The 25038-nt window shown below is 63.8% G+C and carries 20 protein-coding genes; 8 read left to right on the top strand and 12 right to left on the bottom strand.

Features of this window, described 5'->3' with window-relative positions; all coding sequences use genetic code 11:
• The first annotated feature begins 59 nt into the window (after positions 1 to 59).
• Positions 60 to 854 carry an ABC transporter substrate-binding protein gene (locus P0D87_RS02420; protein WP_053857895.1) on the top strand — a complete coding sequence of 265 codons (795 nt, stop codon included), beginning with the start codon at positions 60 to 62 and terminating at the stop codon, positions 852 to 854.
• Between the two features lie 307 nt (positions 855 to 1161).
• The gene (locus P0D87_RS02415) at positions 1162 to 2559 is read left to right on the top strand and encodes an EAL and HDOD domain-containing protein (RefSeq protein WP_053857896.1); all 1398 of its coding nucleotides are present in this window, start codon (positions 1162 to 1164) and stop codon (positions 2557 to 2559) included.
• 154 nt (positions 2560 to 2713) lie between these two features.
• On the opposite strand, the gene P0D87_RS02410 is transcribed toward P0D87_RS02415, so the two are convergent.
• Positions 2714 to 4171 carry an HDOD domain-containing protein gene (locus P0D87_RS02410; protein ID WP_006051085.1) on the bottom strand — a complete coding sequence of 486 codons (1458 nt, stop codon included), beginning with the start codon at positions 4169 to 4171 and terminating at the stop codon, positions 2714 to 2716.
• Positions 4172 to 4262: 91 nt separating this feature from the next.
• Positions 4263 to 6101, bottom strand: a complete 1839-nt coding sequence (locus P0D87_RS02405) for a putative bifunctional diguanylate cyclase/phosphodiesterase (protein WP_053857897.1) — start codon at positions 6099 to 6101, stop codon at positions 4263 to 4265.
• 298 nt (positions 6102 to 6399) lie between these two features.
• Between P0D87_RS02405 and P0D87_RS02400 the strand changes: the two genes are divergently transcribed.
• The 3 genes from P0D87_RS02400 (at position 6400) to P0D87_RS02390 (ending at position 8939) form a co-directional block, all read left to right on the top strand.
• Positions 6400 to 7734 (top strand): EAL and HDOD domain-containing protein, encoded by a 1335-nt coding sequence (locus tag P0D87_RS02400; protein WP_006051083.1) that lies wholly within the window; start codon positions 6400 to 6402, stop codon positions 7732 to 7734.
• A gap of 157 nt (positions 7735 to 7891) precedes the next feature.
• Positions 7892 to 8452, top strand: coding sequence for a peroxiredoxin (locus P0D87_RS02395; protein WP_006051082.1), 561 nt, complete (start codon positions 7892 to 7894; stop codon positions 8450 to 8452).
• Between the two features lie 22 nt (positions 8453 to 8474).
• Entirely contained in the window at positions 8475 to 8939 is a 465-nt protein-coding gene (locus tag P0D87_RS02390; RefSeq protein ID WP_053857898.1) for a hypothetical protein, read from the top strand.
• Between the two features lie 44 nt (positions 8940 to 8983).
• On the opposite strand, the gene P0D87_RS02385 is transcribed toward P0D87_RS02390, so the two are convergent.
• The 8 genes from P0D87_RS02385 to arsH form a co-directional block, all read right to left on the bottom strand.
• Entirely contained in the window at positions 8984 to 12304 is a 3321-nt protein-coding gene (locus P0D87_RS02385) for an efflux RND transporter permease subunit (RefSeq protein ID WP_053857899.1), read from the bottom strand.
• A 4-nt stretch (positions 12305 to 12308) separates the two neighbouring features.
• Positions 12309 to 15431, bottom strand: coding sequence for an MdtB/MuxB family multidrug efflux RND transporter permease subunit (locus tag P0D87_RS02380; RefSeq protein WP_053857900.1), 3123 nt, complete (start codon positions 15429 to 15431; stop codon positions 12309 to 12311).
• An 18-nt stretch (positions 15432 to 15449) separates the two neighbouring features.
• On the bottom strand, positions 15450 to 16877 hold the full coding sequence (locus P0D87_RS02375) for an MdtA/MuxA family multidrug efflux RND transporter periplasmic adaptor subunit (RefSeq protein WP_053857901.1): 1428 nt from the start codon (positions 16875 to 16877) through the stop codon (positions 15450 to 15452).
• Between the two features lie 429 nt (positions 16878 to 17306).
• The gene (locus tag P0D87_RS02370; RefSeq protein WP_006052958.1) at positions 17307 to 18143 is read right to left on the bottom strand and encodes an IclR family transcriptional regulator; all 837 of its coding nucleotides are present in this window, start codon (positions 18141 to 18143) and stop codon (positions 17307 to 17309) included.
• A gap of 464 nt (positions 18144 to 18607) precedes the next feature.
• Complete coding sequence (gene arsB / locus P0D87_RS02365) at positions 18608 to 19681, bottom strand: ACR3 family arsenite efflux transporter (RefSeq protein ID WP_053857902.1); 1074 nt, start codon at positions 19679 to 19681, stop codon at positions 18608 to 18610.
• Between the two features lie 2 nt (positions 19682 to 19683).
• A complete protein-coding gene (locus P0D87_RS02360; protein WP_053857903.1) occupies positions 19684 to 20199 on the bottom strand; it encodes an arsenate reductase ArsC in 516 nt (171 codons plus the stop codon).
• Positions 20200 to 20263: 64 nt separating this feature from the next.
• Entirely contained in the window at positions 20264 to 20614 is a 351-nt protein-coding gene (locus P0D87_RS02355) for an ArsR/SmtB family transcription factor (protein ID WP_006052955.1), read from the bottom strand.
• 9 nt (positions 20615 to 20623) lie between these two features.
• Positions 20624 to 21325, bottom strand: a complete 702-nt coding sequence (gene arsH, locus P0D87_RS02350; RefSeq protein WP_321175805.1) for an arsenical resistance protein ArsH — start codon at positions 21323 to 21325, stop codon at positions 20624 to 20626.
• Between the two features lie 304 nt (positions 21326 to 21629).
• Between arsH and P0D87_RS02345 the strand changes: the two genes are divergently transcribed.
• Both P0D87_RS02345 and arsN2 read left to right on the top strand, forming a co-directional pair.
• On the top strand, positions 21630 to 22892 hold the full coding sequence (locus P0D87_RS02345) for an MFS transporter (protein ID WP_171799826.1): 1263 nt from the start codon (positions 21630 to 21632) through the stop codon (positions 22890 to 22892).
• A gap of 44 nt (positions 22893 to 22936) precedes the next feature.
• A complete protein-coding gene (gene arsN2 / locus P0D87_RS02340) occupies positions 22937 to 23365 on the top strand; it encodes an arsenic resistance N-acetyltransferase ArsN2 (protein ID WP_321175796.1) in 429 nt (142 codons plus the stop codon).
• Between the two features lie 66 nt (positions 23366 to 23431).
• Here arsN2 and P0D87_RS02335 read toward each other — a convergent pair whose 3' ends face one another.
• On the bottom strand, positions 23432 to 23884 hold the full coding sequence (locus tag P0D87_RS02335; protein ID WP_006052951.1) for a DUF3597 domain-containing protein: 453 nt from the start codon (positions 23882 to 23884) through the stop codon (positions 23432 to 23434).
• A 235-nt stretch (positions 23885 to 24119) separates the two neighbouring features.
• Here P0D87_RS02335 and P0D87_RS02330 point away from each other — a divergent pair, with 235 nt between their 5' ends.
• Positions 24120 to 24398, top strand: a complete 279-nt coding sequence (locus tag P0D87_RS02330; protein WP_029969205.1) for an ElaB/YgaM/YqjD family protein — start codon at positions 24120 to 24122, stop codon at positions 24396 to 24398.
• Between the two features lie 123 nt (positions 24399 to 24521).
• On the opposite strand, the gene P0D87_RS02325 is transcribed toward P0D87_RS02330, so the two are convergent.
• On the bottom strand, positions 24522 to 24995 hold the full coding sequence (locus tag P0D87_RS02325) for a PRC-barrel domain-containing protein (protein ID WP_006052949.1): 474 nt from the start codon (positions 24993 to 24995) through the stop codon (positions 24522 to 24524).
• Positions 24996 to 25038: the final 43 nt, after the last annotated feature.

Raw genomic sequence — 25038 nt, 5'->3', positions numbered from 1 at the left:
CAATCATGCCTGTCCGGATTCGGCTCCGTCCTGTTCAATACCGTAGAGGAACACCCGTAATGAAGATGAATTGGCGAAACACGGCTGCGCTCGCGCTATTCGCGACGGCAACGCTCACGGCAGCGTCCGCTTCGGCGGCGGACATCAAGGAAGTGCGCTTCGGTGTCGAGGCGTCGTATGCGCCGTTCGAATCGAAGTCGCCGTCGGGCGAACTGCAGGGCTTCGACATCGACGTCGGCAATGCCGTGTGCGCGAAGTTGAAGGCAAAGTGCGTGTGGGTCGAGAATTCGTTCGACGGCCTGATTCCCGCGTTGCAGGCGCGCAAATTCAACGCGATCAACTCGGACATGACGATCACCGAGCAGCGTCGTCAGGCCATCGACTTCACCGACCCGATCTACACGATCCCGAATCAGATGATCGCGAAGAAAGGCAGCGGCTTGCAGCCGACGCCCGCGTCGCTGAAGGGCAAGCACGTCGGCGTGCTGCAGGGCACGATTCAGGAAACGTATGCGAAGGCGCGTTGGGCGCCGGCCGGTGTCGACGTCGTGCCGTATCAGACCCAGGACCAGATCTACGCGGACCTCTCGTCCGGGCGTCTGGATGCATCGTTCCAGGACGCGGAAGCGGCATCGAAGGGCTTTCTGAAGAAGCCGCAAGGCGCGGGCTTCGAGTTCGCCGGTCCGGCCGTCACGGACGAAAAGCTGCTCGGCGCGGGCGTGGGCTTCGGCATTCGCCGCGGCGACAAGGCATTGAAGGACGCGTTGAACCAGGCGCTGAAGGAACTCAAGGCCGACGGCACGATCGACCGTTTCGCGGCGAAATACTTCGACGTGAAAGTGGTGTTGAAGTAACGCGTTGCTGCTTGACGCCTCAACAAAAAACGGCCGCTGCTTGCGGCCGTTTCGCATGGTGCGCGTGGTTGTCCGCCTCGTCATGGGCGCTATCGGCTTTCTCCGCCCGCCAAATATTTCCAGATATTGTTTTGTGGACATGTGCGCGCAAGACAGCCTGCGCTAAAATCGCCGGGCGCGCTGCGATGGCGAACCTGGCCGTCGCCAACGCGACGTCGCAAACGATAAACACGCCGCGCGCGTTGCCGTGCGGCGAAAACCACAAGACAGCAGCAAGCGCCGGGGCGGCGCCTCGCGGGGGACCACAATGAGCACCATTGCAGTCGAAAATCCGGGCCGTGCATATGCCAGCGACGCCACGGACGATGCGCAGTTGAACGCCAGCTTCGCGCGGCAGCCCATCCTCAATCGGGACGGCATGCTGTGCGGCTACGAGCTCAAGATACGCGCGCCGGAAGCGCCGGCAGAGGCGCAGTCCGACCTCGGCTCTGAGGCAGACACCGAAAGCGGCGCAGACGATCAAGACGATCAAGACCCGCGAGCCGGCCGGGCGCCTACGCCCGCGCAGCGCGTGGCGCGCGCGATCATCCGCGGACTGGTCGAGAGCAATGTGCGCAACGCGCTGACCGGGCATCCGGCGTATATCGACACGAACCGCGACATGCTGTTCGACGACGCGATCGAGCGGCTGCCCGCCGAGCGCTTTCTGTTCGAACTGCCGCCCGACATGCACGTCGACGACGAGCTGATCGCGCGCATCGTGCTGCTGCATGGCCGGCGCTATCGCTTCGTGCTCGACGACGTCACGCAGCCCAACGAGACTTTCGCGAAGCTCTTGCCCTACGCGGAAGCCATCAAGATCGACATCACGCGCGCGCCCGCCGCGCTGTTGCCCAAGCTGACGAGCGTGCTCAAATCGGCGGGCAAGCTGCTGATCGCAGCGGGGCTCGACGCGCAAGCCGATTTCGAAACGGCGCACGGCCTCGGCTTCGACCGCTTCCAGGGTTACTTCTTCGCGCGTCCGCAAACGTCGATGACGCGCCGCGTGAGCGCGCCGCGCCACGCGTTGCTCAATCTGCTGCAATTGCTCGCCGGCGACCCGACCGTCGCGCAGCTCGAAGCGGAGCTCAAGCTCAACCCCGTGCTGGTGATGCATCTCATGAAGCTCGCGAATTCGAGCGGCTTCGCGGTCGGCCATAAGGTCACGACGCTGCGCGAGGCGATCAACGCAACCGGCACCGACCGCATCGCGCGCTGGACGCAGTTGCTGTTGTATGCGGACGGCCGCAAGGTCGCGCTCGAAGACGACCCGCTGCTGCAACTCGCGGCCACGCGCGCGCGTTTCATGGAACTGGCGATCGAGCGTCTGCCTGACGCGGGCCGCGACGAAGCGGACGCGGCGTTTCTCACCGGCGTGTTTTCATTCGTCGATGCGGTGTTCGGCGGCTCGCTCGAAAGCACGCTTAACGTGCTGACGTTGTCGCGTCCGATTCAGGCGGCGATTCTGCATCGCGAGGGCGTGCTCGGCCAACTGCTCGCCGCGGTCGAGGCGTTGGAAAATGGCGCGTGGGACACGCTCGCCGCGCGCTGCGCGCAGCTTGCGCCGTTGACGATCGAAGAGGTCGCGCAAATGGGACTCGCGGCCGGCGCCTGGGCAGGCGTCGCGGACCGCAGCGCGGAAGGGTTGGAAAGAATCGAGGACTGAGGCGGCACCTGCGACGAAGCCGGCATGCAGCGCATGCCGGCTTCAAAATCAGCCTTGGAAAACAGCCTCGCAAATCAGCTTAAAAACACCTGGCGTCGGGCAAACACAGAAAACTGCAGACTCACGCGACGTGATCAGCGATCACGCCACGTCTTTACATCGTCTCCATTTCCCGCATCTGCCCCAGGCCGAAAAAACGGCCTAACTCCCTGGCCAGTTCGTTCAGCACGCTCATCTCCTTCTGCGAGATACGGCGTGGCTCCTGCGTATGAGACCAGTCGCCATAGAGCAACGCGACCGTCTGGTCCGTTTCATCCACCACGGGTAACAGCACGAAGGCGCGGGCGTCGTCGAACGAACGGCGGAACCACTCGGGCAGCCGCGCGACCATTTTCGGATCGCGCGCATTTTCGATGAAGATGCCCACCGAATTCGCGATGGCCAGGTGGAACACATCGGGCTCGAACGCGGAACTGAACGTGAGCTTGGGCAGCGCCGCGTCGATTTTCGGGCCGAGGCCGAGACGCGCGCGGAACGTGCCGTTGCTGTGCTTGACGAATACCACGGTGCGCGCAAAGCCGAGCGCCGCGAGCACCGTTTCCGACGCCATGCCGAGGGCCGGCGCGAGCGAGCTGCTGTCAGGCAGATTGCGCAAATCCTGCACGCCCGCCGCAATGCGCGACTCGGGGTCGAGCGCCTCGCGCGCCATTGCGTCGGCATTCGCGCGCAACTCGACGATCTCGCGCATCACGCCGTCGCCGCCTTCCTCGCGCGCCAACGCCACGCTCATTTCGAGCAGCACTTCGGGATCGGTGTTGAGCGCGCGGCTATATTCCTGCGCGAGTTCGGCGATGCGCTCCTCGCGCTCGAAGTCGGGCATGTTCTGCTGCGTGAGGACGTCCGCGACCGCCGTCGAATAATTGGTGATCGCGCGCAGCCACTGCACCTGGCGCGGCTGTTCGGTGTCTTGCGGATCGAACTCGCCCATGCCCGAGCGGATCATGTCGGGCAGGCGCCAGCGCACCGCGGCTTCCGCGCCGATTTCGTCGAACGTCACGCCGAGCACCAGCACGCACGCATCCGCTTCGAGCGTGCCGCCTTCGATGTGCCGGCGAATCTGATCCCATTCCGCGTCGAGATAGAACACCACCAGCAGCTTGCCGATTTGCCGCATCAGCGTGCAGACCACGGCTTCCTCGCCGGCACGCAGATCGCCGCGCTCCGTCAGCTTGCGCGCGACGCAGCCCGACAGCAGCGTGCGGTTCAGTTCGAGTTTCGCGTCGATGCGGCGCGGCGCGCTGTGATGAAAGTGATCGACGATCTTCAGGCCGACGACGAGATGACCGACCGCATCCATGCCGAGCACCATCAACGCGCGCGACACCGTGGTGATATTGCCGCCGAACGCCATGTACATGGCCGAGTTCGCGAGCCGCAGCACTTTTTGCGTCAGTGCGAAGTCCGACAGCACCACCTGCACGAGGCCGGTGAAGTCGAGGTCGTCGTTGTTCATTGCCGCCATGGTGGTGCGCAACGACTGCGACAGCATGGGGAAATCGCCGCGCTCGCTCATTCGCGTCCAGAGCCGGTCGAGCACCGCCGCCTTTACCATGTGAGTCCCGCAAAAGCCATACGTGTTCCAATGAATGCCATGCCGGCGCGAGGCCGGCTGATGCCGCTGCTTGAGCGCTTGAGCCGCACTGCTATGCGCTGTGCAGATGAAGCGAACGCGCTTCGAAACGCTGCGCCAGTTCGTCGGAGGGCAGCGCCTTGCAGACGAGCCATCCCTGTATGTGGTCACATCCCATTTCGGTGAGCAGGCTGCGCTGCGCTTCCGTTTCGACGCCCTCGGCGACCAGTTCGAGGTCGAGTGTCTGGGCGAGCCCGACCACCGCGCTGACGATCGCCTGATCGTTCCGGGAGGTTAGCAGATTCTCGACAAAACTCCTGTCGATCTTAAGTTTTGCAAGGGGAAACCGTTGCAGGTAAGCCAGGCTCGAATAGCCGGTGCCGAAATCGTCGACGGCAAAGCGGATGCCCATCGCGGTCAGATCTTCGAGCAGCACCTTCGCGTGCGCCGGGTCGTGCATCAGCAGGCTTTCGGTGATCTCGAACACGAGGCGCCGCGGATCGATGCCGGTCAGCTCGATCGCCTCGCGCACGGCGTCCTTGAAGCGCGGGTCGCGGAACTGCTGCGGCGACACGTTGACCGCGACGTATTGCAGCGAGATGCCGCGCGCGTCCCACTGGATCAACTGCATGCAGGCGACCTTGAGCACCCAGTTGCCGAGGAAGTTGATGAGCCCGACCGACTCCGCGAGCGGAATGAACATGGACGGCGGCACGAGTCCATGCACCGGATGCATCCAGCGGATCAGCGCCTCGACGCCGACCACGCCGTGCGTGCGGCTGCTCGTGATCGGCTGGAAGTGCAGCGAGAACTCGCCGTTGCGCACGCCGTCGTACAGATCGGCCTCCAGCTTCAGGCGCTCGGCGTCGGCGGGATTGTCGTCCGGCACATAGAACGCGAGCGTGTTGCCGCCCGCAGACTTGGCCTGCAGCAGCGCGTGATCGGCCCAGCGCAGCAGATGGGTGTCGTGCGCGGCGGTGTCGTTGGCGTGACGCACGTCCGGATAGAGCGCAATGCCGATGCTCGCCGACAGGTGCACCTGCTGGCCGCTGAAGACATACGGCTGCTGGATCGCGGTCAACAGACGCCGCGCCAGCGCTTCGGCGGCGGCCGCGGCGTCGGTGCGGTTCGCGGCGGGCTTCACGAGAATCGCGAACTCGTCGCTGGCCACGCGCGCCACCGTCTCGTTCGGTCCCGTCATGTTCAGGATGCGCCGCGCTGTGTCGCGCAGCATGTCGTCGCCGGCGTCGTAGCCGAGCGCGCGGTTCACGCGCTGATAATCGTCGATGTCGAGCAGCAGCAGCGCGGCGGGCGTGCCGTGCGCGTCGGCCTGCTGTTGCGCCTCGAGCAGTGCGGGAATCAGCGCCGACTGGTTGGCGAGATTGGTCAGCCGGTCCAGATGCAGCGCCTGGATCAGGCGCTCCTCGCTCGCGCGCCACGCGGACACGTCGAAGCCGGCAATCGCAAAGCCGTCGATACCGTTATGGCTGTTGCGCACCACGCGCAGCTCGACGGTGATCGGATAGGTCAGCGACTTGATGAGCCCAAGCGTCGCCTTCTCGACATTGCCGGAGGCCGAGGCACGGACCAGCAGCGCGTCGAGCCGCGCGACGTCGGCCGGCGCCACCAGCTCATGCAGCGTGATCGTCTCCAGATACTCGCGGTGATAGCCGATAAAGCGCAGGCTCGCGTCGGACACATAGATAAAGCGCAGGTCGCTGTCCACGTGCGCCAGCAGGTCCACGGCGCCGACCACGTGCTCGAAGTGCAGCGCGGCGGGCGGCTCGGCTTGCGGTCGGGCTTGCGGCCTGGATTGCGGCTTCTGTTCGACGCGCCGGCCAAGCGCCAGAAGCCGGTCGACGACCGTGCGCAAGGAGCCCCGGCGGGGCGCGGTGATCCTGTTCGCTTCCATGTTTGTCGCTGGCAACCTGTGTTCGTCTGCGGGCGGAGCGGTTTGACGGTCCGCCAGGTGAGGGCGGTGAAAAACTATCAGGCCGCCCCATCAGGACTAGATAACGGCCTGCGCCCTGGAATCTTTAGTGCTTGCGCGAGAAAAACATCCCGTAAGGGACGAGACTGCGCGCGGCGGCAATTCCCAACCGCCGATTCCGTTAAAGTGCGGTTGCCTCACGTCCGTTAATACGGCAAACCCCCTGTGCGGTGGCGCGCGCCGCTGCCGTGCAGTCCTTCGAAAGCTGCATCGACGATCCATGTCTGAACTACATCTGGTCAGGGCCTCCGCCCGGCGCATCGAGGTGCGCGACGCGTCCGGCGACGATCCCGACGCGGCTGCCGCCCCGCAGTTCGTTTATCTGGGCCGGCAGCCGATCCTCGATCGCCAGGGCGCGCTCAACGCGTACGAGCTGCTGTTCCGGGCCGGCGCCCACAATTACGCCGAGGTGACCAACGACGCGCAGGCGACCGCGCAGGTGGTGGCGCGCGCGCTCGGCGGAATCGGCGTGCCGGCCGTGCTCGGCCCGCATCGCGGCTTCGTGAACATCGACCGGACCATGCTGTTCGACGACATCGTGCATGTGATGCCGCCCGAGCGCTTCGTGCTCGAGATCCTCGAAACCGTTCAGTTCGACGCGCAACTCGGCCGCCGGCTCGGCGAGCTGCGGCGCGGCGGCTTCCAGGTCGCGCTCGACGACGTGACCGCGCTGTCCGACGAACTGCTCGCGATGCTGCCGCATGCGGACATCGTCAAGATCGACTTTTTGCAGACCGAGCGCGCGCATTTGCCCGAGCTTGCGGCCGCGATGCGCGGCCAGGGCAAGACGCTGATCGCCGAGAAAGTGGAGACGCGCGAAGACTTCGCGCTGGCTCGCGAGCTCGGCTTCGATCTGTTCCAGGGTTATTTTTTCGCGCGGCCGCAAGTGCTGGCCGCGCCGCGCAACCGCTCGCCGCGGCCGGGTTTGCTGCGTCTGCTCGCGCTGCTGTCGCGCGATGCGGGCATCGTCGAACTCGAAGCCGAACTGAAGCTGAATCCGAGCGTGGTCGTGCAACTGCTGCGGCTCGTCAATTCGAGTGCGTTTGGTCTCGGGCGCAATATCGCGTCGTTGCGCGAGGCGATCATCGCGACCGGCACGCGGCAGATCGCGCGCTGGGCGCAACTGCTGCTTTACGCGGACAGCGGCGATCTGCCGTGGCGCGCCGATCCGCTCGTGCAACTGGCGGCGACGCGCTCGCGCTTCATGGAGCTGGCGGCAAGCTGGATGCGTCCCGCCGACGACGAATTCGCCGACGCCGCGTTCATGACCGGCATCTTTTCGCTCGTGCATGTGCTGCTCGGCACGACGCCGAAGGCCGTGCTCGAGAAGCTCGGTCTCGCGGCGCAGATCCGCGAGGCGATCGTCGAACTGCGCGGGCCGCTCGGCATGCTGTTGCGTATCGCGGAGGCGGCCGGCGAGGGTGCCGACGCGGCGTCGATCGCGCGCTCGGCGGATGCGCCGCCGGAATTCGCCGCGCTCACGCCGGAGATACTGGCCGAGCTGAATCTGTCGGCGGCCGCGTGGTTCGGCGCGCATGTGCAGGAAGCCGCCTGATTCTTTGCCCCTGATTCTTTGATCTGCGCCGATTGCTGCATGCGGCGCTGCGTTCCGCGCGTGTTTTTCGCGTACGTGGTCCAATAGAGCACAAGGCCGACGGACTCCTTTGCGAGGGAGACGCCGTGCATCAACGCAACGCTCAAAGGATCAGCCGATGAAACGAAAACTCCTGCCCGCCGTGCTGGCCGCTGCCGTGTCGGTGGCATGCGCCGCCTGGTCGTTGACCGCGGGCGCGACGCTCAAGCCCGGCGACACCGCGCCGCAGTTCACCGCGCAGGCGTCGCTCGGCGGCAAGACGTACACGTATTCGCTCGCCGACCAGCTCAAGAAAGGACCGGTGGTGCTGTACTTCTACCCGGCGGCTTTCACGAAGGGCTGCACGATCGAGGCGCATGAATTCGCTGAGGCCGTCGACGAATACAGCAAATACGGCGCGACGGTGATCGGCGTGTCGCACGACAACATCGACACGTTGACGAAGTTCTCCGTCAGCGAGTGCCGCAGCAAATTCCCGGTGGCGGCGGACGCGGAGTCGAAGGTGATCGGCGCCTACGACGCGGGCCTGCCGATGCATAGCTCGATGGCCAATCGCGTGTCGTACGTGATCGCGCCGGACGGCAAGATCATCTACGAATACACGAGCCTTTCGCCCGAAAAGCATGTCGAGAACACGTTGAAGGCCGTGAAGGATTGGGCCGCGGCGCACAAGCAATAAGGCTTTTTGTCGAGAGTTCGCGATGCCGATTCTGATTGCACTACTTGCGCTGATCGCGCTCGTGTATGGCGCCGTGCGCGCGTTCGACGCGTTGCAGGCGGCGGCGGGGACGGCGGTGGCCGTGGGCGTCGCCGTGCTCGTAGCGTTGCTGCTGATGGCCGCGCTCGCCTATTGGCTGCGCCGCCGCAAGGAAGTCGCGCCGAATATTCATGACGGCAACTGGACGCACTTGCTCGACGGCAGTTGGGGCTCGGTGCGGCTCGCCTCGGGCCAGCGTTTCTGCGAGATTCGCGTCGGCGCCGAGCACGGCGCGTATATCTTCGCGGATCTGCTTGGCGCGGATGTCGAGCGTCGCGAAACGCAATGGCAACTCGCGCTGAAGGTGAAGGACGCCGCTCACGGCCTGTGGCTGCTGCCGATGCAGAACGAGCGGCAGGCAAAGCAATGGCAGCGCATTTTTCTGCTCGCGATGGAGCAGAAGCTTTAGCGTTGCCCGGCTTCGAAGCCCGCCGCGCATCCCATGCAAGAACCTCACGCAGACGGAGCGACACCGCCTCTGCGCGCCTTCCTCGACTCCCACCGCACGCGAATCCGGTCCATATAAAGGTAGACCACCGGCGTGGTGTAGAGCGTGAGCATCTGGCTCATGATGAGCCCGCCGACAATCGCAATGCCGAGCGGCGCGCGCAACTCCGCGCCTTCGCCGCGTCCGAACGCGAGCGGCAACGCGCCGAGCATCGCGGCGAAAGTCGTCATCATGATCGGGCGAAAGCGCAACAGACACGCCTCGCGAATCGCGTCGCTCGACGAGCGGCCGTGGCGCGACGCTTCGATCGCGAAGTCCACCATCATGATCGCGTTTTTCTTGACGATGCCGATCAGCAGAATCACGCCGATCAACGCGATGATGCTGAAGTCGGTCTTGAAGAGCAGCAGCGCGAGCAAGGCGCCGACGCCCGCCGAGGGCAGCGTCGACAGAATGGTGAGCGGGTGGATATAGCTCTCGTACAGAATGCCGAGCACGATATACACGGCGGCGAGCGCGGCCAGAATCAGGATCGGCTGATCCGACATGGACTGCTGGAACGCCTGCGCGGTGCCCTGGAAACTGCCGTGTATCATCGCCGGCATGCCGATCTCGGCCATGGTCTGGTAGATCGCGTCGGTCGCAGTGGAAAGCGACACGCCGGGCGGCAGGTTGAACGAGATCGTCGACGCGACGAACTGGCTCTGGTGATTCACCGAGAGCGGCGTGTTGCCGGGCCCGAAGCTCGCAATGGCCGACAACGGCACCATCGTTTCCTTCGACGTCGACACCGCCGCGCCCGACGATGCGCTCGACTTGCCGCTCGTCGCAATCGAGTTGATCGCCTGGTTGCGCGCGGAATCCGCGGCAATGGAGGCGGCGCTCGATGCGGTCGTGCCCGCCGTGCCGCCCGCCGAAGCGCTAGTGGACGACGACGTGGACGTGGTCTCCTTCGTCACGGTTCCGGCCGGCGCGTTGGTGGTCTGCGCGCCGCTCGCGCTGCCTCCCGACGTGCTGATGTAGACCTGCTTGAGCATGTCCGGGCTTTGCCAGTACTTCGGCGCGACTTCCATCACAACGTGATACTGGTTGAGCGGGTTGTAGATCGTCGACACCTGGCGCTGGCCGAACGCGTCGTACAGCGTGTTGTCGATCTGCGCGGGCTTGATGCCGAGGCGCGCGGCGCTCGCGCGGTCGATCGTCACCATCGCTTCGAGGCCGCCTTGCTGCTGGTCGGAGTTGACGTCGGCCAGTTCCTTGCGCGCTTGTAGCGCCTCAGTCAGCTTCGGTCCCCACAGGTACAGGTCGGGCGTGGAATCGGCGAGCAGCGTGAACTGGTATTGCGCATTCGACTGCCGACCGCCCACGCGAATGTCCTGCACCGCTTGCAGGAAAGTGCGCGCGCCCGCCACGTCGCCGAGCGGCGCGCGCAGTTGCTGGATCACCTGATCGGCGGAAATCTTGCGCTCGCTCTTCGGCTTCAGCGAGACGAACATGAAGCCCGAATTGGTCTGCCGGCCGCCGGTGAAACCGACCACGCTATCCACCGCCGGATTCTTGCCGACGATGTCCATCATTTGCGAGAACTTGCCTTTCATCGCCTGGAACGACGTGCTCTGGTCCGCCTGAATGCCGCCGATGAGCCGCCCGGTGTCCTGCTGCGGAAAGAAGCCCTTTGGCACGATGATGTAGAGCCACACGTTGATGCCGATGGTCGCGAGCAGCACCATCAGGATCAGCCGCGGATGCAGCAGCGCCCAGCCGAGCGTGCGTTCGTAGCCGCGCTGCATCGACGCAAAGCCGCGTTCGAGCCAGCGCCCGAAGCGGCCTTCCTCTTTCTGTTCGTGCGGCTCGCGCAAGAGGCGCGAGCACATCATGGGCGTGAGCGTGAGCGAGACGATCAGCGACACGCCGATTGCGAGCGACAGCGTCAGCGCGAATTCGCGGAACAGCCGTCCGACGATGCCGCCCATCAGCAGGATAGGCAGAAAGACGGCGACGAGCGAGATGCTGATCGACATCACCGTAAAGCCGACTTCGCGCGCGCCGAGGAACGCGGCCTTCATGCGCGGCACGCCGTTCTCGATATGACGCGAGATGTTTTCCAGCACCACGATGGCGTCGTCCACCACGAAGCCGGTCGCGATGGTCAAGGCCATCAGCGAGAGGTTGTCGATGGAAAAGCCGAGCAGATACATCGCGCCGAACGTGCCGATGATCGAGATCGGCACGGCCACGCTCGGAATCAGCGTCGCGCGCCAGTTGCGCAGGAACAGGAACACCACCATCACGACGAGCGCGACGGCGATCATCAGCGTGTACTGCGTGTCCTTGAGCGACGCGCGGATCGTGGTCGAGCGGTCGGCGGTCGGCGTGATGTCCACGTCGGCGGGCAGCGACGCGTGCAGTTGCGGCAGCATCGCGGTGACGCGGTCGATTGTCTCGATGATGTTCGCGCCCGGCTGCCGGTACAGGATCACGAGCACCGAGCGCTTGCCGTTGAAGAGACCGAGGTTGCGCAGGTCTTCGACGGAATCGACCACTTCGGCGACATCCGAGAGTCTGACCGCCGAGCCGTTGCGATACGCGATCACGAGGTCGCGGTATTGCGACGCCTTGCTCGCCTGGTCGTTCGTGTAGATCTGCACGCGGTTCGCGCCGAACTCGATGGAGCCTTTGGGACTGTTCGCGTTGGCCGCGGCGAGCGCGGCGCGCACGTCCTCGAGACCGATGCCGTAGTGGAACAGCGCCTGCGGCTCGAGTTCGACGCGCACCGCCGGATTGGCCGACCCGCTCACGTCCACTTCGCCGACACCTTCGACTTGCGACAGCGACTGCTGCAGGACGGTCGCGGCGGAGTCGTACAACTGGCCGGCGGTCAGCGTTTTCGACGTCAGCGCGAGAATCATGATCGGCGCGTCGGCCGGATTCACCTTGTGGTACGTCGGGTTGCTGCGCAGGCTCGCCGGCAGGTCGGCGCGCGCGGCGTTGATGGCCGCCTGCACGTCGCGCGCGGCGCCGTCGATATTGCGGTTCAGGCCGAACTGCATCGTGATGCGCGCGGAGCCGACCGAACTCATCGAGGTCATTTCGGTGACGTCGGCGATCGAACCGAGATGCCGTTCGAGCGGACTCGCGACGCTGGTGGCGACCGTATCGGGGCTCGCGCCCGGCAACGACGCCTGGATCGAAATGGTCGGGAAATCCACTTGCGGCAGCGGCGCGACCGGCAGCTTCATGAACGCGAAGATGCCGGACAGCGCAATGCCGATTGCCAGCAGCGTGGTCGCGACGGGGCGCGAGATAAAAGGACGCGACAGGTTCATCGCATCAGTTCCCTGCGTCGGTCGCGCCGGCCGTCGGGCCGCCGCGGTTGAACCGTTCGCGCGCGCGGCGTGCGAGCGAGTCGAACGCGAGATAGATGACCGGCGTGGTGAACAGGGTCAGCAACTGGCTCACGATCAGACCGCCGGCAATCGCGATGCCGAGTGGCCGGCGCAACTCCGAACCTGCGCCGGTGCCGAGCATCAGCGGCAGCGCGCCGAGCAGCGCCGCGAGCGTGGTCATCAGAATGGGCCGGAAGCGCAGCAGACACGCCTGGTAAATCGCCTCGCGCGGGGCCTTGCCTTCCTCACGTTCGGCATACAGCGCGAAGTCGATCATCATGATCGCGTTCTTCTTCACGATACCGATCAGCAGCACGATGCCGATAATGCCGATGATGTCGAGATCGTGACCCGTGATCAGCAGCGCGAGCAACGCGCCGACGCCCGCCGAGGGCAGCGTCGACAGAATCGTGATCGGGTGAATGAAGCTCTCGTACAGCACGCCGAGCACGATATACATCGTGACGATGGCCGCGAGGATCAGGAACAGTTCGTTCGACAGCGAGGCCTGGAACGCGAGCGCCGCGCCCTGATAACGCGTCTGGAACGACGCCGGCAAGCCGATGTCTTTCTGCGCCTGGTCGATCGCCTTCACGGCCGCGCCGAGCGACGAACCGGGCGCGAGATTGAACGAGACCGTGGTCGCGGGGAACTGGCTCAGGTGCGTGACGAGCAGCGGCGCCGGCCTTTCGATGAACTTCGCGATGGCCGACAGCGGCACCTGGCCGCCGGACGACGTGGAAGAGGGCAGATAGATCGAATTCAGCGACTCGGTGTAATGCTGCATCGACGGCTGCGCTTCCAGAATCACGCGGTACTGGTTCGACTGCGTGAAGATAGTCGAGACGATGCGCTGGCCGAATGCGTCGTAAAGCGCGCTGTCCACGGTGGCGGGTGTGATGCCGTAACGCGACGCGGTCGCGCGGTCGATCTCGACATACACCGACTGGCCGTTGTCCTGCAGGTCGGTGGCGACATCGGCGAGTTCGGGCGCCTCTTTGAGCCGCTCGACGAGCTTCGGCACCCACGTTGTGAACTCGCTCATGTTCGGGTCCGTGAGCATGAACTGATACTGCGTGGGGCTGACGGTCGAATCGATTGTCAGATCCTGCACCGGCTGCATGTACAGCGACGCGCCCGCGATATGCGCGACGTCCTGCTGCAATTGCCGGATCACTTCGCTTGCGGTGCTGCTGCGGTCGTCGCGCGGTTTCAGGTTGATCAGCATGCGGCCGCTGTTCAACGTGATATTGCTGCCGTCCACGCCGATGAACGAGGTCAGGCTTTGCACATCCGGGTTCTTCAGGATCTGGGCGGCGAGTTCCTGCTGACGCTCGGCCATCGACGCATACGACACCGACTGCGGCGCCTGCGTGATCGCCTGGATCACGCCCGTGTCCTGCACCGGGAAGAAGCCCTTTGGAATGAACACGTAAAGCAGCGCCGTCAACACGAGCGTGAGCACCGCGACAACCAGCGTCGAGCGCTCGCGATCGAGCACCCAGGTGAGCGCGACCGCGTAACGCGCGATCACCCAGTCGATTGCGCGGTGCGCGCGCGCCTCGAAGCGGTGGCTCTCGTGCGGCGGCGTGTGGCGCAGCAGCTTCGCGCACATCATCGGCACGAGCGTGAGCGACACGATCGCCGAAATCACGATGGTCACGGCAAGCGTGATCGCGAACTCGTGGAAGAGGCGGCCGACCACGTCGCCCATAAACAGCAGCGGAATCAGCACGGCGATCAGCGAGACGGTCAGCGAAATGATCGTGAAGCCGATCTGCTTCGAGCCCTTCAGCGCGGCTTCGAGCGGCGGCTCGCCTTCTTCCACGTAACGCGCGATGTTCTCGATCATCACGATCGCGTCGTCGACCACGAAGCCGGTCGCGATGGTCAGCGCCATCAGCGATAAATTGTCCAGCGAGAAGCCGCACAGGTACATCACGGCGAGCGTGCCGATCAGCGAAAGCGGCACCGAGAGACTCGGAATGATGGTCGCGTAGACGTTGGCGAGAAAGAGGTACATGACCAGCACGACGAGCACGACCGACATCGCCAGTTCGAACTGCACGTCGCGCACGGAGGCGCGAATCGTCGTCGTGCGGTCGGTGACGGTGCGCACTTCGAGCGCGGCGGGCAGCGACTGCTGCAGTTGCGGCAGCAGCTTCTTGATGTTGTCCACCACCTGAATCACGTTCGCGCCAGGCTGGCGCTGCACGTTCAGAATGATCGCGGGCGTGCCGTCGACCCACGCGCCGAGCTTGGTGTTTTCCGGACCCTGCACGATGGTCGCGACGTCGGTCAGCATCACCGGGCGGCCGCTCTTGTACGCGACCACCGCGCTCTTGTAGGCGTCGGCGTCGGTCAACTGGTCGTTTGCGTTGATCGTGTAGTTGCGCGTGGGACCGTCGAAGTTGCCCTTCGGCGTGTTGACGTTCAGGTTCGAGATGGTGGTGCGCAGGTCGTCGAGATTCAGGCCGTACGCGGCAAGCGCGCGCGGGTTCGCCTGAATCCGCACGGCCGGCCGCTGACCACCGGAAAGACTCACGAGACCGACGCCCGCGACCTGCGAGATTTTCTGCGCGAGACGCGTGTCGGCGAGATCCTGAACCTGCGTGAGCGGCAAGGTTTTCGACGTGATCGCGAGCGTGAGGATCGGCGCGTCGGCGGGATTCACTTTCGCGTAGATCGGCGGCGCGGGCAGGTCGGACGGCAGCAGGTTGCCCGCTGCGTTGATCGCGGCCTGCACTTCCTGCTCGGCGATGTCGAGCGGCAGATCGAGGTTGAATTGCAGCGTGATGATCGACGAGCCGGCCGAGCTTTGCGACGACATCTGATTGAGCGACGGCATCTGTCCGAACTGACGCTCGAGCGGCGCAGTCACGGATGAGGTCATCACGTCCGGGCTCGCGCCCGGATAGAACGTCTGCACCTGGATGGTCGGATAGTCGACCTGGGGCAGCGCCGAGAGCGGCAAAAAGCGCAGCGCGACCAGGCCGACCAGCATGATTGCCGCCATCAGCAGCGCGGTGCCGACGGGACGCAGAATAAAAGCGCGGGATGGATTCATGCGGTAAGTGCCGTGCCTTTATTGCGACGCTTGCGACGCGTGCCTGCCGTGATGCGCGCGCGCGCCGGAGGCGCCCGAAGCGGCCGAAGCAGCCCACGCGCCCGATGCGCCCGACGCACCACGCGCGCCCGAAGCGCCGCGCGGCTTGTCGGCCGGAATGGTGATCTTCGCGCCTTCCTTCAGGCGGTCCGAACCGTCGATCACGACGCGCTCGCCGACCTGCAAGCCCGACTTGATGCTGGTGCGCTCGCCGTCGACGGGGCCGATTTTCACCGGCCGCACAGTGACCGTGTTGTCGGCTTTCACGACATACACGAACTGGCCCATCGAGCCGTTGAGCACCGCCGAGGTCGGCACGATCACCGCGTCCTTGATCGTATTGACGAGCAGGCGTGTGTTGACGAACTGATTCGGGAACAGCAGGTTGCTGGTGTTCTGGAAGAGCGCGCGCAGCTTCACCGTGCCGGTGGTGGTGTCGATCTGGTTGTCGAGCGTCTCCAGCGCGCCGCCTTCAAGCGACTTCGTGTTGCTGCGGTCGTACGCGGTGACAGACAGCTTCGCGCCCGTTTGCGTCTGCTCGAGAATCTGCTGGAGGTTGTCTTCCGACGTGGTGAAGATCACGCTGATCGGCTGCAACTGCGTAATCACGACGATGCCGTTCGTCAGGCTCGGCGTCACGTAGTTGCCCGGATCGACCTGGCGCAAGCCGACGCGCCCCGACACCGGCGCGGTAATGCGCGCATACACGAGGTCGAGCTTGAAGGTGTCGACGTTGGCCTTGTCCGACTTCACGGTGCCTTCGTACTGACGCACGAGCGACGCCTGCGTATCGACCTGCTGGCTCGCAATCGAATCTTGCGCGAGCAGCGTCTGATAGCGCTTCAGGTCCAGACGCGCGGTTTGCAGCAGCGCTTCGTCGCGGGCGAGCGTGCCTTGGGCGTTGTCGAGCGAGATCTGATAAGGGCGCGGGTCGATCTGCGCGAGCAGGTCGCCCTTCTTGACCATCTGGCCTTCCTTGAAATAGACGTCCTGCAGGATGCCGCTCAACTGCGGCAGAACGGTCACGCTCGCGAGCGGCGTGACGGTGCCGAGCGCGGTCAGCACGACCGGCATTTCGCCTTGCGTCGCCGTCGCGACATGAACCGGCTGCGGCATGTTGGCCATGCCGCCGGGACCGCCGCGGCCGGCACGGCCGCTATGCGTGCCGCTCGCGCCCGGCGCCGACGCGCCGTCCGGCGAGCCCCACGGATGCCAGCGCCACAGCACGAAGCCGAGGATCAGCAGCGCGAGGACAATCAGCGCGATATTGCGGCCGCGATGGCTCTTGACGACGCCAGGCGGTGTGTCCCGCTTGTCCGTCGGACGGCCTGGAGCGCCGCCGGGGGACTTCGGGGAAGCCGGAGCGGCGGGGCGTGAAGTTTCCGAATGCTGTTGTTGTTCGTCCATCGGTTCGGTCAGTGACTGGCTTGGAAGTGAGGCGTACGCGCGATTGTGCCGCATCGCGGCCTGGCGCTTGTTGGGCGATTGCCGGGCGCGTGCCTGGCGCTCACACTTGCGGATCGCATGACAGGCGGTCTCGACAGCGGACCGGCCGCGCAGATTCACCGCGATGCTACCGGAGATGCAAGCGAAGAGGCTTGCGCCGCGCGCCTAAGGTGAAGGCCGCGCAAGCCGGGCTCCGGCAGGCTGTATCAGGCGCCTCGCGCCGCACTGCGCGGGCGCCCCGCGACAGGAATGCATGATCCTACGTCCCGCGCTCTGTAACAGTCCACCCGTGTATTTTTCTTTTGATTACGCCGGTTACAGGATGGAGACAGTGTCGGTGACGGGATCGCAGCGGTCCGGTTGAAGCGGGCGGCTGGCGGCGCGGCGCGTTCAGTTGTCGAGGCGGCGCCCTGGCGTGCCGCCGATTTCCAGCACGATGCGCGCGACGCAATCGAGCAGCTCGGGCCCCGCGCGGCTGATGAGCCAATCGCGCGGGCACTGGTCGGCCGAGCCGCCGCAGTTGACGGCGTAGCGCTCGCCCGACGGCCCGGTGAACCCGAGCGCGATGGCGTTCAGGCCGTCGTACCACTCGCCGGTCGCGACAGCAAAACCGCGCTCGATGGTTTCCTGCAGCGCCGTTTCGAGCGGGCCGCCGACGTGGCCCCAGTCGTCGCCTTCGGCGGCCTGCAGGCCGGTCAGCAGTTTCGCGCGATCCGGCTCGTCGAGCGCGGCGAGATACGCGCGGCCGATCGCGGTGCGGCTCAGGCTCATGCGCGCGCCGACTTCGAGGCGCGACACGAGCACGGCCGAGCGCGGCCGGATCACGTCGATCACCACCATGTCGAGGCGGTCGCGCACCGCGAGATGCACGGAGAGCCGCGTGCGCTCGGCGAGTTCGATCAGGAAGGGCCGGGCGCGCGCGCGAATGTCGAAGTTGCGCAAGAAGCCGTTGCTCAGTTCAAGCACCGACGACGTCAGCACGAAGCGTTCGCTGTCGGGCAGCCGGAACAGGAAGCCGGTGCCGACGAGCGTCGCTGTGATTCGCGACACCGTGGGTTTGGGAATGCCCGTGATTTCGGTCAGCTCGCGATTGCTGAGCGGCGCGTCCGCCGCGGCAACGGAGCGCAGCACCGTCAGGCCGCGCGCCAGCGCGGTGACCTCGTCGCCGGAGCCGTCTTTGTCCTTGACGGTCTCGGCGGCGGAGCGGGATCGCGTTCGTGGATTCATATAAATTGTGGAACGATATTTCAGATTACCAGCGCCGGAACGGACAGCGGAGCACGCGGGTTTTGCACGCCGCGATGCGCCGCCGTTAGCGCCTTGTCACAGATTTCTTCGTATTATTCATTGTATCGGAATTATTTTCCGCGGCGCGCGGCGGCTGCTTAGATTTTGCTTGACTTAGTCAGCATAACCATAAAAAATGGAACCTCATTTCGAAAGAAAGTAGCAGGGTTGGCGGTTTCTTGCCGCGAGCGTTGGCTTTCCACCGTGCGAATGCGGTGAGTTGGCTCCCGGTCTGCCGCGGCAATCAAATGCTTTGCACCGCGTAGTTCGCGTGACCGCCCGGTCGCCTGGTTCTCTTCGAAATACCGTCTCTCAGGTTCTAGCACGGCCCTCGGAATGGCTAGAACTTTTCAAGGCGCTACGGAAACGTGGCGCCTTTTTTTTGCGCGCGCGGCCGAGCTCGCTCAGGACTCCCGTTGATACCAGCGCCGCGACGAGTTGACGACTTTCACGACTGCGAGCATCACCGGCACTTCGATGAGCACGCCAACCACAGTGGCTAGCGCCGCCCCGGACTTCAGGCCGAACAGACTGATTGCCGTTGCCACGGCCAGCTCGAAGAAATTCGACGCGCCGATGAGACACGACGGCGCGGCGACTTCATGCGACACGCCCAGTTGCCGATTCGCCAGGTAGGCAAGCGAAGCGTTCACCACAACCTGAATCAGGATCGGCACTGCAAGCAGAAGGATCACAACCGGCTGCGCGATGATCTGCTCACCCTGGAAAGCAAACAGCAACACGAGCGTCAGCAAAAGCGCCGCGATGGAGAACGGTCCGATCTTCGTCAGCGCGCGTTGGAACGCCGCCTCGCCCTGGCGCAAAAGCGCCCTGCGGACAAGCTGCGCGATGATGACCGGCACGACGATGTAGAGCACCACCGAAGTCAGCAACGTATCCCACGGTACGGCGATGTTCGAGATGCCCAGCAACAGGCCAACCACGGGCGCGAACGCGAACACCATGATCAGGTCGTTCAGCGCGACCTGCGACAACGTGAAGTACGGGTCGCCCTTCGTTAATTGACTCCAGACGAAGACCATCGCGGTGCAAGGTGCTGCGGCCAGCAAAATCAGCCCGGCGACGTAGCTGTCCAACTGGTCGGCGGGCAAGAGCGACGCAAACGCGTGCCGCACGAAGACCCACGCGAGGAAGGCCATCGTGAACGGCTTCACCGCCCAGTTGATGACCAGCGTCACGCCGATGCCCCTGAGTTGAGTCCGCACCTTGCCGAGCGACGCGAAGTCGATGCGTAACAGCATCGGAATAATCATTACCCAGATCAGAATGCCGACGGGGATGTTGACGTGGGCCAATTCGAGCATCGACACGGTGTGGACTGCGCCGGGCAACAGCTTGCCAAGCACGATGCCAACCACGATACAGAGCGCGACCCACAGCGACAAATAGCGCTCGAAAAATCCGATGCCGCCTGGCGCGCGCCGCGCGGCTTTCGCGACGGTTTGACTGCCCGCCATCGTTACTCTCCCTTCTCATGCAGCGACGTGCCGATACTTTGCATCTGCTGCTGGATGGCGAGACCGTCGAGCTTTTCGAGCGGGAGATTCGTGAAAAGCTCTATGCGCTTTTTCATCTGCACGAAGGCTTGCAGGAATGCCTCGCGCTTGTCGTCGTCCGAACCTTTTGCCTTCGATGGGTCCGCGACGCCCCAATGTGCTTTCGCAGGATGGCCCGGCCAGATCGGGCAGACTTCACCGGCTGCATCGTCGCAGACTGTGAAGATGAAGTCCATTTGCGGCGCGCCGTCTTTAGCGAATTCGTCCCAGCTCTTGCTGCGCAGCCGGTCCGTTTCGATACCTTGCGATTTGAGCAAGGCGATTGCGTAGGGGTTCGGCGCCGTTCCCGGATGACTGCCCGCGCTGTACCCGACAAAGCGGTCACCGGCGAGCTGATTAAGCGCAGCCTCGGCAAGGATGGAACGCGCCGAGTTGTGGGTGCAAAGGAACAAGACGTTGTACTTTCGGTTTTCTGTCACACATTTCTCCTGACGACGTCTCGCCGCGATTGAGTTTTAAATCGACATCTGCAGAAGCGCTTCACTAAGGCTTCCTCCACGCCTGGGTCTCATTGATCGCGCAGTCGCATTGCTCTGCCTGATCCGCGGCGCAACAGTTCTCCATCAGGAAGTCCATGAGCGTCAGCATGTGGTCATAACTGGCGCTGTAAATGATGAACCGCCCCTGACTTTTTCCCTCGATAAGCCCCGCGTGCGCAAGCTCCTTCAGATGGAACGACAGCGTCGGCGCGGGCAGTCCCATTTGTTCGGCGATGGCGCCCGGACTCATGCCCGAGGGGCCCGCCGTAACCAGAAGGCGGAAGACGGCGAGGCGAGTCTCATGCGCGAGCGCTGCCAGCGCCTTGACTGCGAGCTTCGAATCGAACGTTGCCATGACGTACCTTTATTGGTTGCTCGTCTGTGCTTCTTTCCGCGAATGGTCGGTAATTGCCTGCGATGTTGGGTCGGTCACCAGGTCGGTCGCCGGGTCGAGCAGACGGTCTTCCTTCACGCGTTCGCTGTACCGGTCGACGAGATAATCGGCGCGGCCGCGAAGCAGCAGCGTGAACTTCACGAGTTCTTCCATGACGTCGACGAGGCGGTCGTAATACGAGGACGGTTTCATCCGCCCGTTCTCTTCGAACTCTTCAAACACCTTGGCTACCGACGACTGATTGGGAATGGTGAACATGCGCATCCATCGTCCGAGCTGCCGCAGTTGATTGACGGAGTTGAACGACTGCGAACCGCCACTGACCTGCATGACGGCAAGCGTGCGCCCCTGTGTTGGGCGGATGCCGCCGCTGACGAGCGGCAGATGATCGATCTGCGTCTTTATCAAACCGGTGATCGTGCCGTGGCGCTCGGGGCTGCACCACACGTGTCCTTCGGACCACAGCGACAACTCGAGCAACTCTTTTACTTTCGGATGGTTCTTCACGTCGACGTCGTCGGCATGCGGCAGACCGCGCGGATCGAAAATCCGCGTTTCAGCGCCGAACGTCTGCAGCAGGCGGGCGGCTTCCTCGACTAGCAGCCGCGAATACGAGCGTTCACGCAGCGAACCGTAGAGCAGCAAAATCCTCACGGGCGATTGCCCATTCATGCCGAGGCGCGCTGCGATATCGGTGTCGAAAAAATCTGTCCTGGCGGCCGGAAATCTGCGGTCGTCGTTCGTTGCATCAACGGTCATCTGATTACCTTGCTATTTGATCTTTCCAATTGCACACGGATGTTTGGCGAGTCAATGCCGGCATTGCGGCGCATGACGAGCAATACATCACTGTTGGTGCTTTGCATTCTATGACGTTTCCGTTATTCTGGAAATATCAAAGTTACGACCGCGGCGTGAAAAGAAAGGCTGCACTGCGGACCTTTAATCCACGAAGCCAAATGAAAGGCCAAAAAAATTGAGCACGACGTCGAATCCGGACGAGAGCGCAAGAGACGACACAGAAACAACGGACAGTCGCGACAGACTGGTGACGTGGGCACTAGCCGTCGCTCAACTCGTATCGTGGGGCTCCGTCTACTATTCCTTTTCGCTGCTGGTCGTGCCAATGGAGCAGGCCATGGGCTGGAGCCGGACGGCGATGAACGCGGCGCTTTCCGTGGGCTTACTCGTTTCGGGCGTCGCGGCCTATCCGATCGGCCGCTGGATCGACCACGGATTTGGCCGCCGCGTCATGGCCCTCGGCTCCATCATCGCCGCGGCGATGCTGCTGCTGTGGGCCGATGCGCAATCGTTGACGGTGCTCTTCGTCGTGTGGATTGGCCTGGGCGTTTCGATGGCCGCCACGTTTTATGACCCGGTGTTCGCGGTCGTGACGCACCGTTATCCGCGAAGCTTCCGCACCAAGATCACGCTCATTACATTGGTCGCCGGATTCGCGAGCACGGTCTTTATTCCGTTGACGCAGTTCCTCGTTGGCGCCGTCGGCTGGCGCACGTCGCTTGTTGTCCTCGCCGCATTGAATGTGTTTATATGCCTTCCTGTTCACGTGGCGGCAATCCGTTCATCGAGGCTTGACGTCGAAGCACGGCCGACCAGCGCCGAAGTTAAACAGACGAACGATGCCGCTACGCAACGCGCGCTTCGTTCGCCCGTTTTCTGGGCGCTCGCCGTCTGCTTCACCGCCTACTACGCGACGTTCGCCGCGCTCACATTTCATCTCGTGCCGCTCATGGTCGAGCGCGGCATATCGAACGCAGTGCTCGTGACAACCATGGCGCTCATCGGACCGGCGCAGGTCGCCGCTCGAGCAATCTGGTTCATGTTCGGTCGAGGGGTGCATATCAGCACGGTGGGTATCGTCATCGTGACGTTGTTCCCGGTCTCGACGCTTATCCTGATCGGCGCGGGTCATTCGGCCGCGCTGCTATGGCTCTTCGCGCTGTGCTACGGCGCTGCGAATGGGATGATGACGATCCTTCGCGGCACCATTGTTCAGGACCTGATGTGGACCGAAGGCTACGGCGCGGTCAGTGGCATGCTTTCGTTTCCGTCCAACGTTGCGAAGGGCGTAGCACCGATTGCCGCTGCCAGCATATGGAGCTTTACGCACGGTTACGTGGCCGTCGAGTGGACAGTGTTTCTCGTCTCGATACTGTCGGCAATTGCTTTCTTTGCGGCTATCCGGTTTAGCCGACACGCGACAGTCCGAGCCGCCTGACTTCGCTTCAGGGATCATCCCCGGGGACAACATCGACTATGAAGATGCGCGCTGCACAAAGCGAAGACCTTGAGGCCATCAAGGCATTGCTCGCAGAAAACGAACTCCCGGTCGCCGATGTGAATGCAGCCATGCTCGCGGACTTCCTCGTCGCGGAAGACGAGGGTGGGAGGATTGTCGGCAGCGTTGGGCTCGAGCGGTTGGGAGTCAATGCGTTGCTACGCTCGCTGGCAGTCGCGCGGACCGCTCGTCACGCGCGATTGGGCACCATGCTGGTCGCTCATGCAGAGTCGATGGCGCGAGCGTCGGACATATCCGACTTGTGGCTGCTTACAACGACCGCGGCCGGGTTCTTCAGGCGCATGGGCTACGTGGATGTCGACAGAAGCAAAGTGGCCGCGGAAGTGAAGTCCACCACGCAGTTCGCGCAACTGTGTCCGGCGACTGCCGCTTGCATGAGGAAGACGTTGTAGCAGTTAATCGCGCGCGAAAAGCCGCGGGTGACCGCGGCGTTGCACACCAACTATCGCGCCGGCCTATCAGCTCTTCAGATCGTCCGGCACTTTGCCGCCGTTCTCCGCGAGCTTCTGCATGACCTGCTTGTGCAGCCACATGTTCATCGCGGCCGAGTCTTCCGTGCTGCCGGTGTAGTGCAATTCCGACGCGAGCTCCTTACGCGCGGCAAGGCTGCTGTCGAGACCGAGCAGTTTCAGCAGATCGACAATCGACGTGCGCCAGTTCAACTTTTCGCCGCTGCTTTCCTGCATTTTCGCGAGCACCGCTTCGACGTCGACGGTCGGCATCGGCGTGACAGGCGGTTGCGAATTGCCGGCGGCCGTGGTGGAGGGCGTGGCCGGCGTGCCGGCCGGAGCGCTCGCGCTGCCGGGTGCTGCAGTGGGCGAGGCCGCCGCGCCGGCCGCTGCGCCGGAGCCGGTGTTGGCCGGATGATCGTGCGGGAAAATCTTGTTGAGAATGCTTGAAAAAATGCTCATGTGTCGCTCCTCGTTCGTACCGGCCAATGCGGCCGGCCTTCACGGAGCGCAATGGCTGTGCCTGTGCGGCCGGCTTCGGCATAGATGCCGTCGTCTGCTGGGGCGCCGTCACTGATCAGACGTTTGCATGTGCAGTAAAAAAGCATCGCCATCCTAACTAATAACGATAAGCCGCACGCGAGGCACAACGTTTGCTGAACGTTGTCCACTCAACGCAAAGAGAGGGAGGTTGAAAATGGCCGAGTCTTATCAATCCACCAGTTCCGGTTCCGCCGATGCGTCGCGCGACGACAGCCTCGCGGGACGACCCAACGGCAGCGACGAATTGCGTGCCCGCAGCACGATGAAACTCTCGGAATTGAAGGACAAACTTGCGGACGCGCAGGACGTGGTCAAGACGAAATATCGCGTCGTGTCCGAATCGACCGATGATTTCGTTCACGACAGTCCGTGGAAAGCGGTGACGATGGCGCTGATCGGCGGGCTCATCATCGGCATGCTGGCTGCGCGCTAACTCACGCGCGTTGCGCCATGTGAAGAGGGATCGTGCGTTGCTTGCGCGCGATCCATGCCACCGCATTGCGACGCGGTGGCATGGTCACTCAGACGCGCGCTCCTTCGCGAGCGTCATCCTGCATCAGTGTTCGCTTGGCCGGATGGCCGGGTCGTCCTCGACGACGCCGCGTGTCGCGGACCAATACGGTTCCCGGTTGTAGTAGCTGTACGTCGATTCGCCCCAGGCACGGTCGGCCATCGACGGCCAGTGGTCCTTGTCGAAACCCGGATCGTCCTTCAGGCGCTGCGCGGTGATGTCGACGAAGAAGCACTTCTGGTCGGTATCGAGCGTCAGCGCACTCCACGGAATGGCGTGCAGGTTCGCGCCCATCCCGAGAAAACCGCCTTCCGACAGCACCGCGTAGGCGATGCGTCCGTTGCGCACGTCGAGCATGATGTCGGAGATCTTGCCGACATGTTCACCATCCGACGACATCACCTTCGTTCCGTCCAGCGTGGCAGCCGCCATGACTTCCGGCCCCGGACCTTCGCCGATGCCGCCGCCGACAATCTTTGCTCCGCCTCGAGTGGCGCCTTGCGGGTTGATTGAGCCCATCTTTCACCTCCTTAACGAAAAGGGTGCGTCCGAAGGTGCGCAA

The sequence above is a fragment of the Paraburkholderia sp. RL17-368-BIF-A genome (genome assembly GCF_046054045.1).
Lineage (GTDB): Bacteria > Pseudomonadota > Gammaproteobacteria > Burkholderiales > Burkholderiaceae > Paraburkholderia > Paraburkholderia graminis.
Note: the sequence above shows the minus strand (reverse complement) of the source record. Positions and strands in the feature narration are given on the sequence as shown.

Bases quoted from the DNA above. Each gene is read 5' to 3' on its own strand.
- P0D87_RS02420 (WP_053857895.1), top strand. From the start codon at position 60: ATGAAGATGAATTGGCGAAACACGGCTGCGCTCGCGCTATTCGCGACG.
- P0D87_RS02415 (WP_053857896.1), top strand. From the start codon at position 1,162: ATGAGCACCATTGCAGTCGAAAATCCGGGCCGTGCATATGCCAGCGAC.
- P0D87_RS02410 (WP_006051085.1), bottom strand. From the start codon at position 4,171: ATGGTAAAGGCGGCGGTGCTCGACCGGCTCTGGACGCGAATGAGCGAG.
- P0D87_RS02405 (WP_053857897.1), bottom strand. From the start codon at position 6,101: ATGGAAGCGAACAGGATCACCGCGCCCCGCCGGGGCTCCTTGCGCACG.
- P0D87_RS02400 (WP_006051083.1), top strand. From the start codon at position 6,400: ATGTCTGAACTACATCTGGTCAGGGCCTCCGCCCGGCGCATCGAGGTG.
- P0D87_RS02395 (WP_006051082.1), top strand. From the start codon at position 7,892: ATGAAACGAAAACTCCTGCCCGCCGTGCTGGCCGCTGCCGTGTCGGTG.
- P0D87_RS02390 (WP_053857898.1), top strand. From the start codon at position 8,475: ATGCCGATTCTGATTGCACTACTTGCGCTGATCGCGCTCGTGTATGGC.
- P0D87_RS02385 (WP_053857899.1), bottom strand. From the start codon at position 12,304: ATGAACCTGTCGCGTCCTTTTATCTCGCGCCCCGTCGCGACCACGCTG.
- P0D87_RS02380 (WP_053857900.1), bottom strand. From the start codon at position 15,431: ATGAATCCATCCCGCGCTTTTATTCTGCGTCCCGTCGGCACCGCGCTG.
- P0D87_RS02375 (WP_053857901.1), bottom strand. From the start codon at position 16,877: ATGGACGAACAACAACAGCATTCGGAAACTTCACGCCCCGCCGCTCCG.
- P0D87_RS02370 (WP_006052958.1), bottom strand. From the start codon at position 18,143: ATGAATCCACGAACGCGATCCCGCTCCGCCGCCGAGACCGTCAAGGAC.
- arsB (WP_053857902.1), bottom strand. From the start codon at position 19,681: ATGGCGGGCAGTCAAACCGTCGCGAAAGCCGCGCGGCGCGCGCCAGGC.
- P0D87_RS02355 (WP_006052955.1), bottom strand. From the start codon at position 20,614: ATGGCAACGTTCGATTCGAAGCTCGCAGTCAAGGCGCTGGCAGCGCTC.
- arsH (WP_321175805.1), bottom strand. From the start codon at position 21,325: ATGAATGGGCAATCGCCCGTGAGGATTTTGCTGCTCTACGGTTCGCTG.
- arsN2 (WP_321175796.1), top strand. From the start codon at position 22,937: ATGCGCGCTGCACAAAGCGAAGACCTTGAGGCCATCAAGGCATTGCTC.
- P0D87_RS02335 (WP_006052951.1), bottom strand. From the start codon at position 23,884: ATGAGCATTTTTTCAAGCATTCTCAACAAGATTTTCCCGCACGATCAT.
- P0D87_RS02330 (WP_029969205.1), top strand. From the start codon at position 24,120: ATGGCCGAGTCTTATCAATCCACCAGTTCCGGTTCCGCCGATGCGTCG.
- P0D87_RS02325 (WP_006052949.1), bottom strand. From the start codon at position 24,995: ATGGGCTCAATCAACCCGCAAGGCGCCACTCGAGGCGGAGCAAAGATT.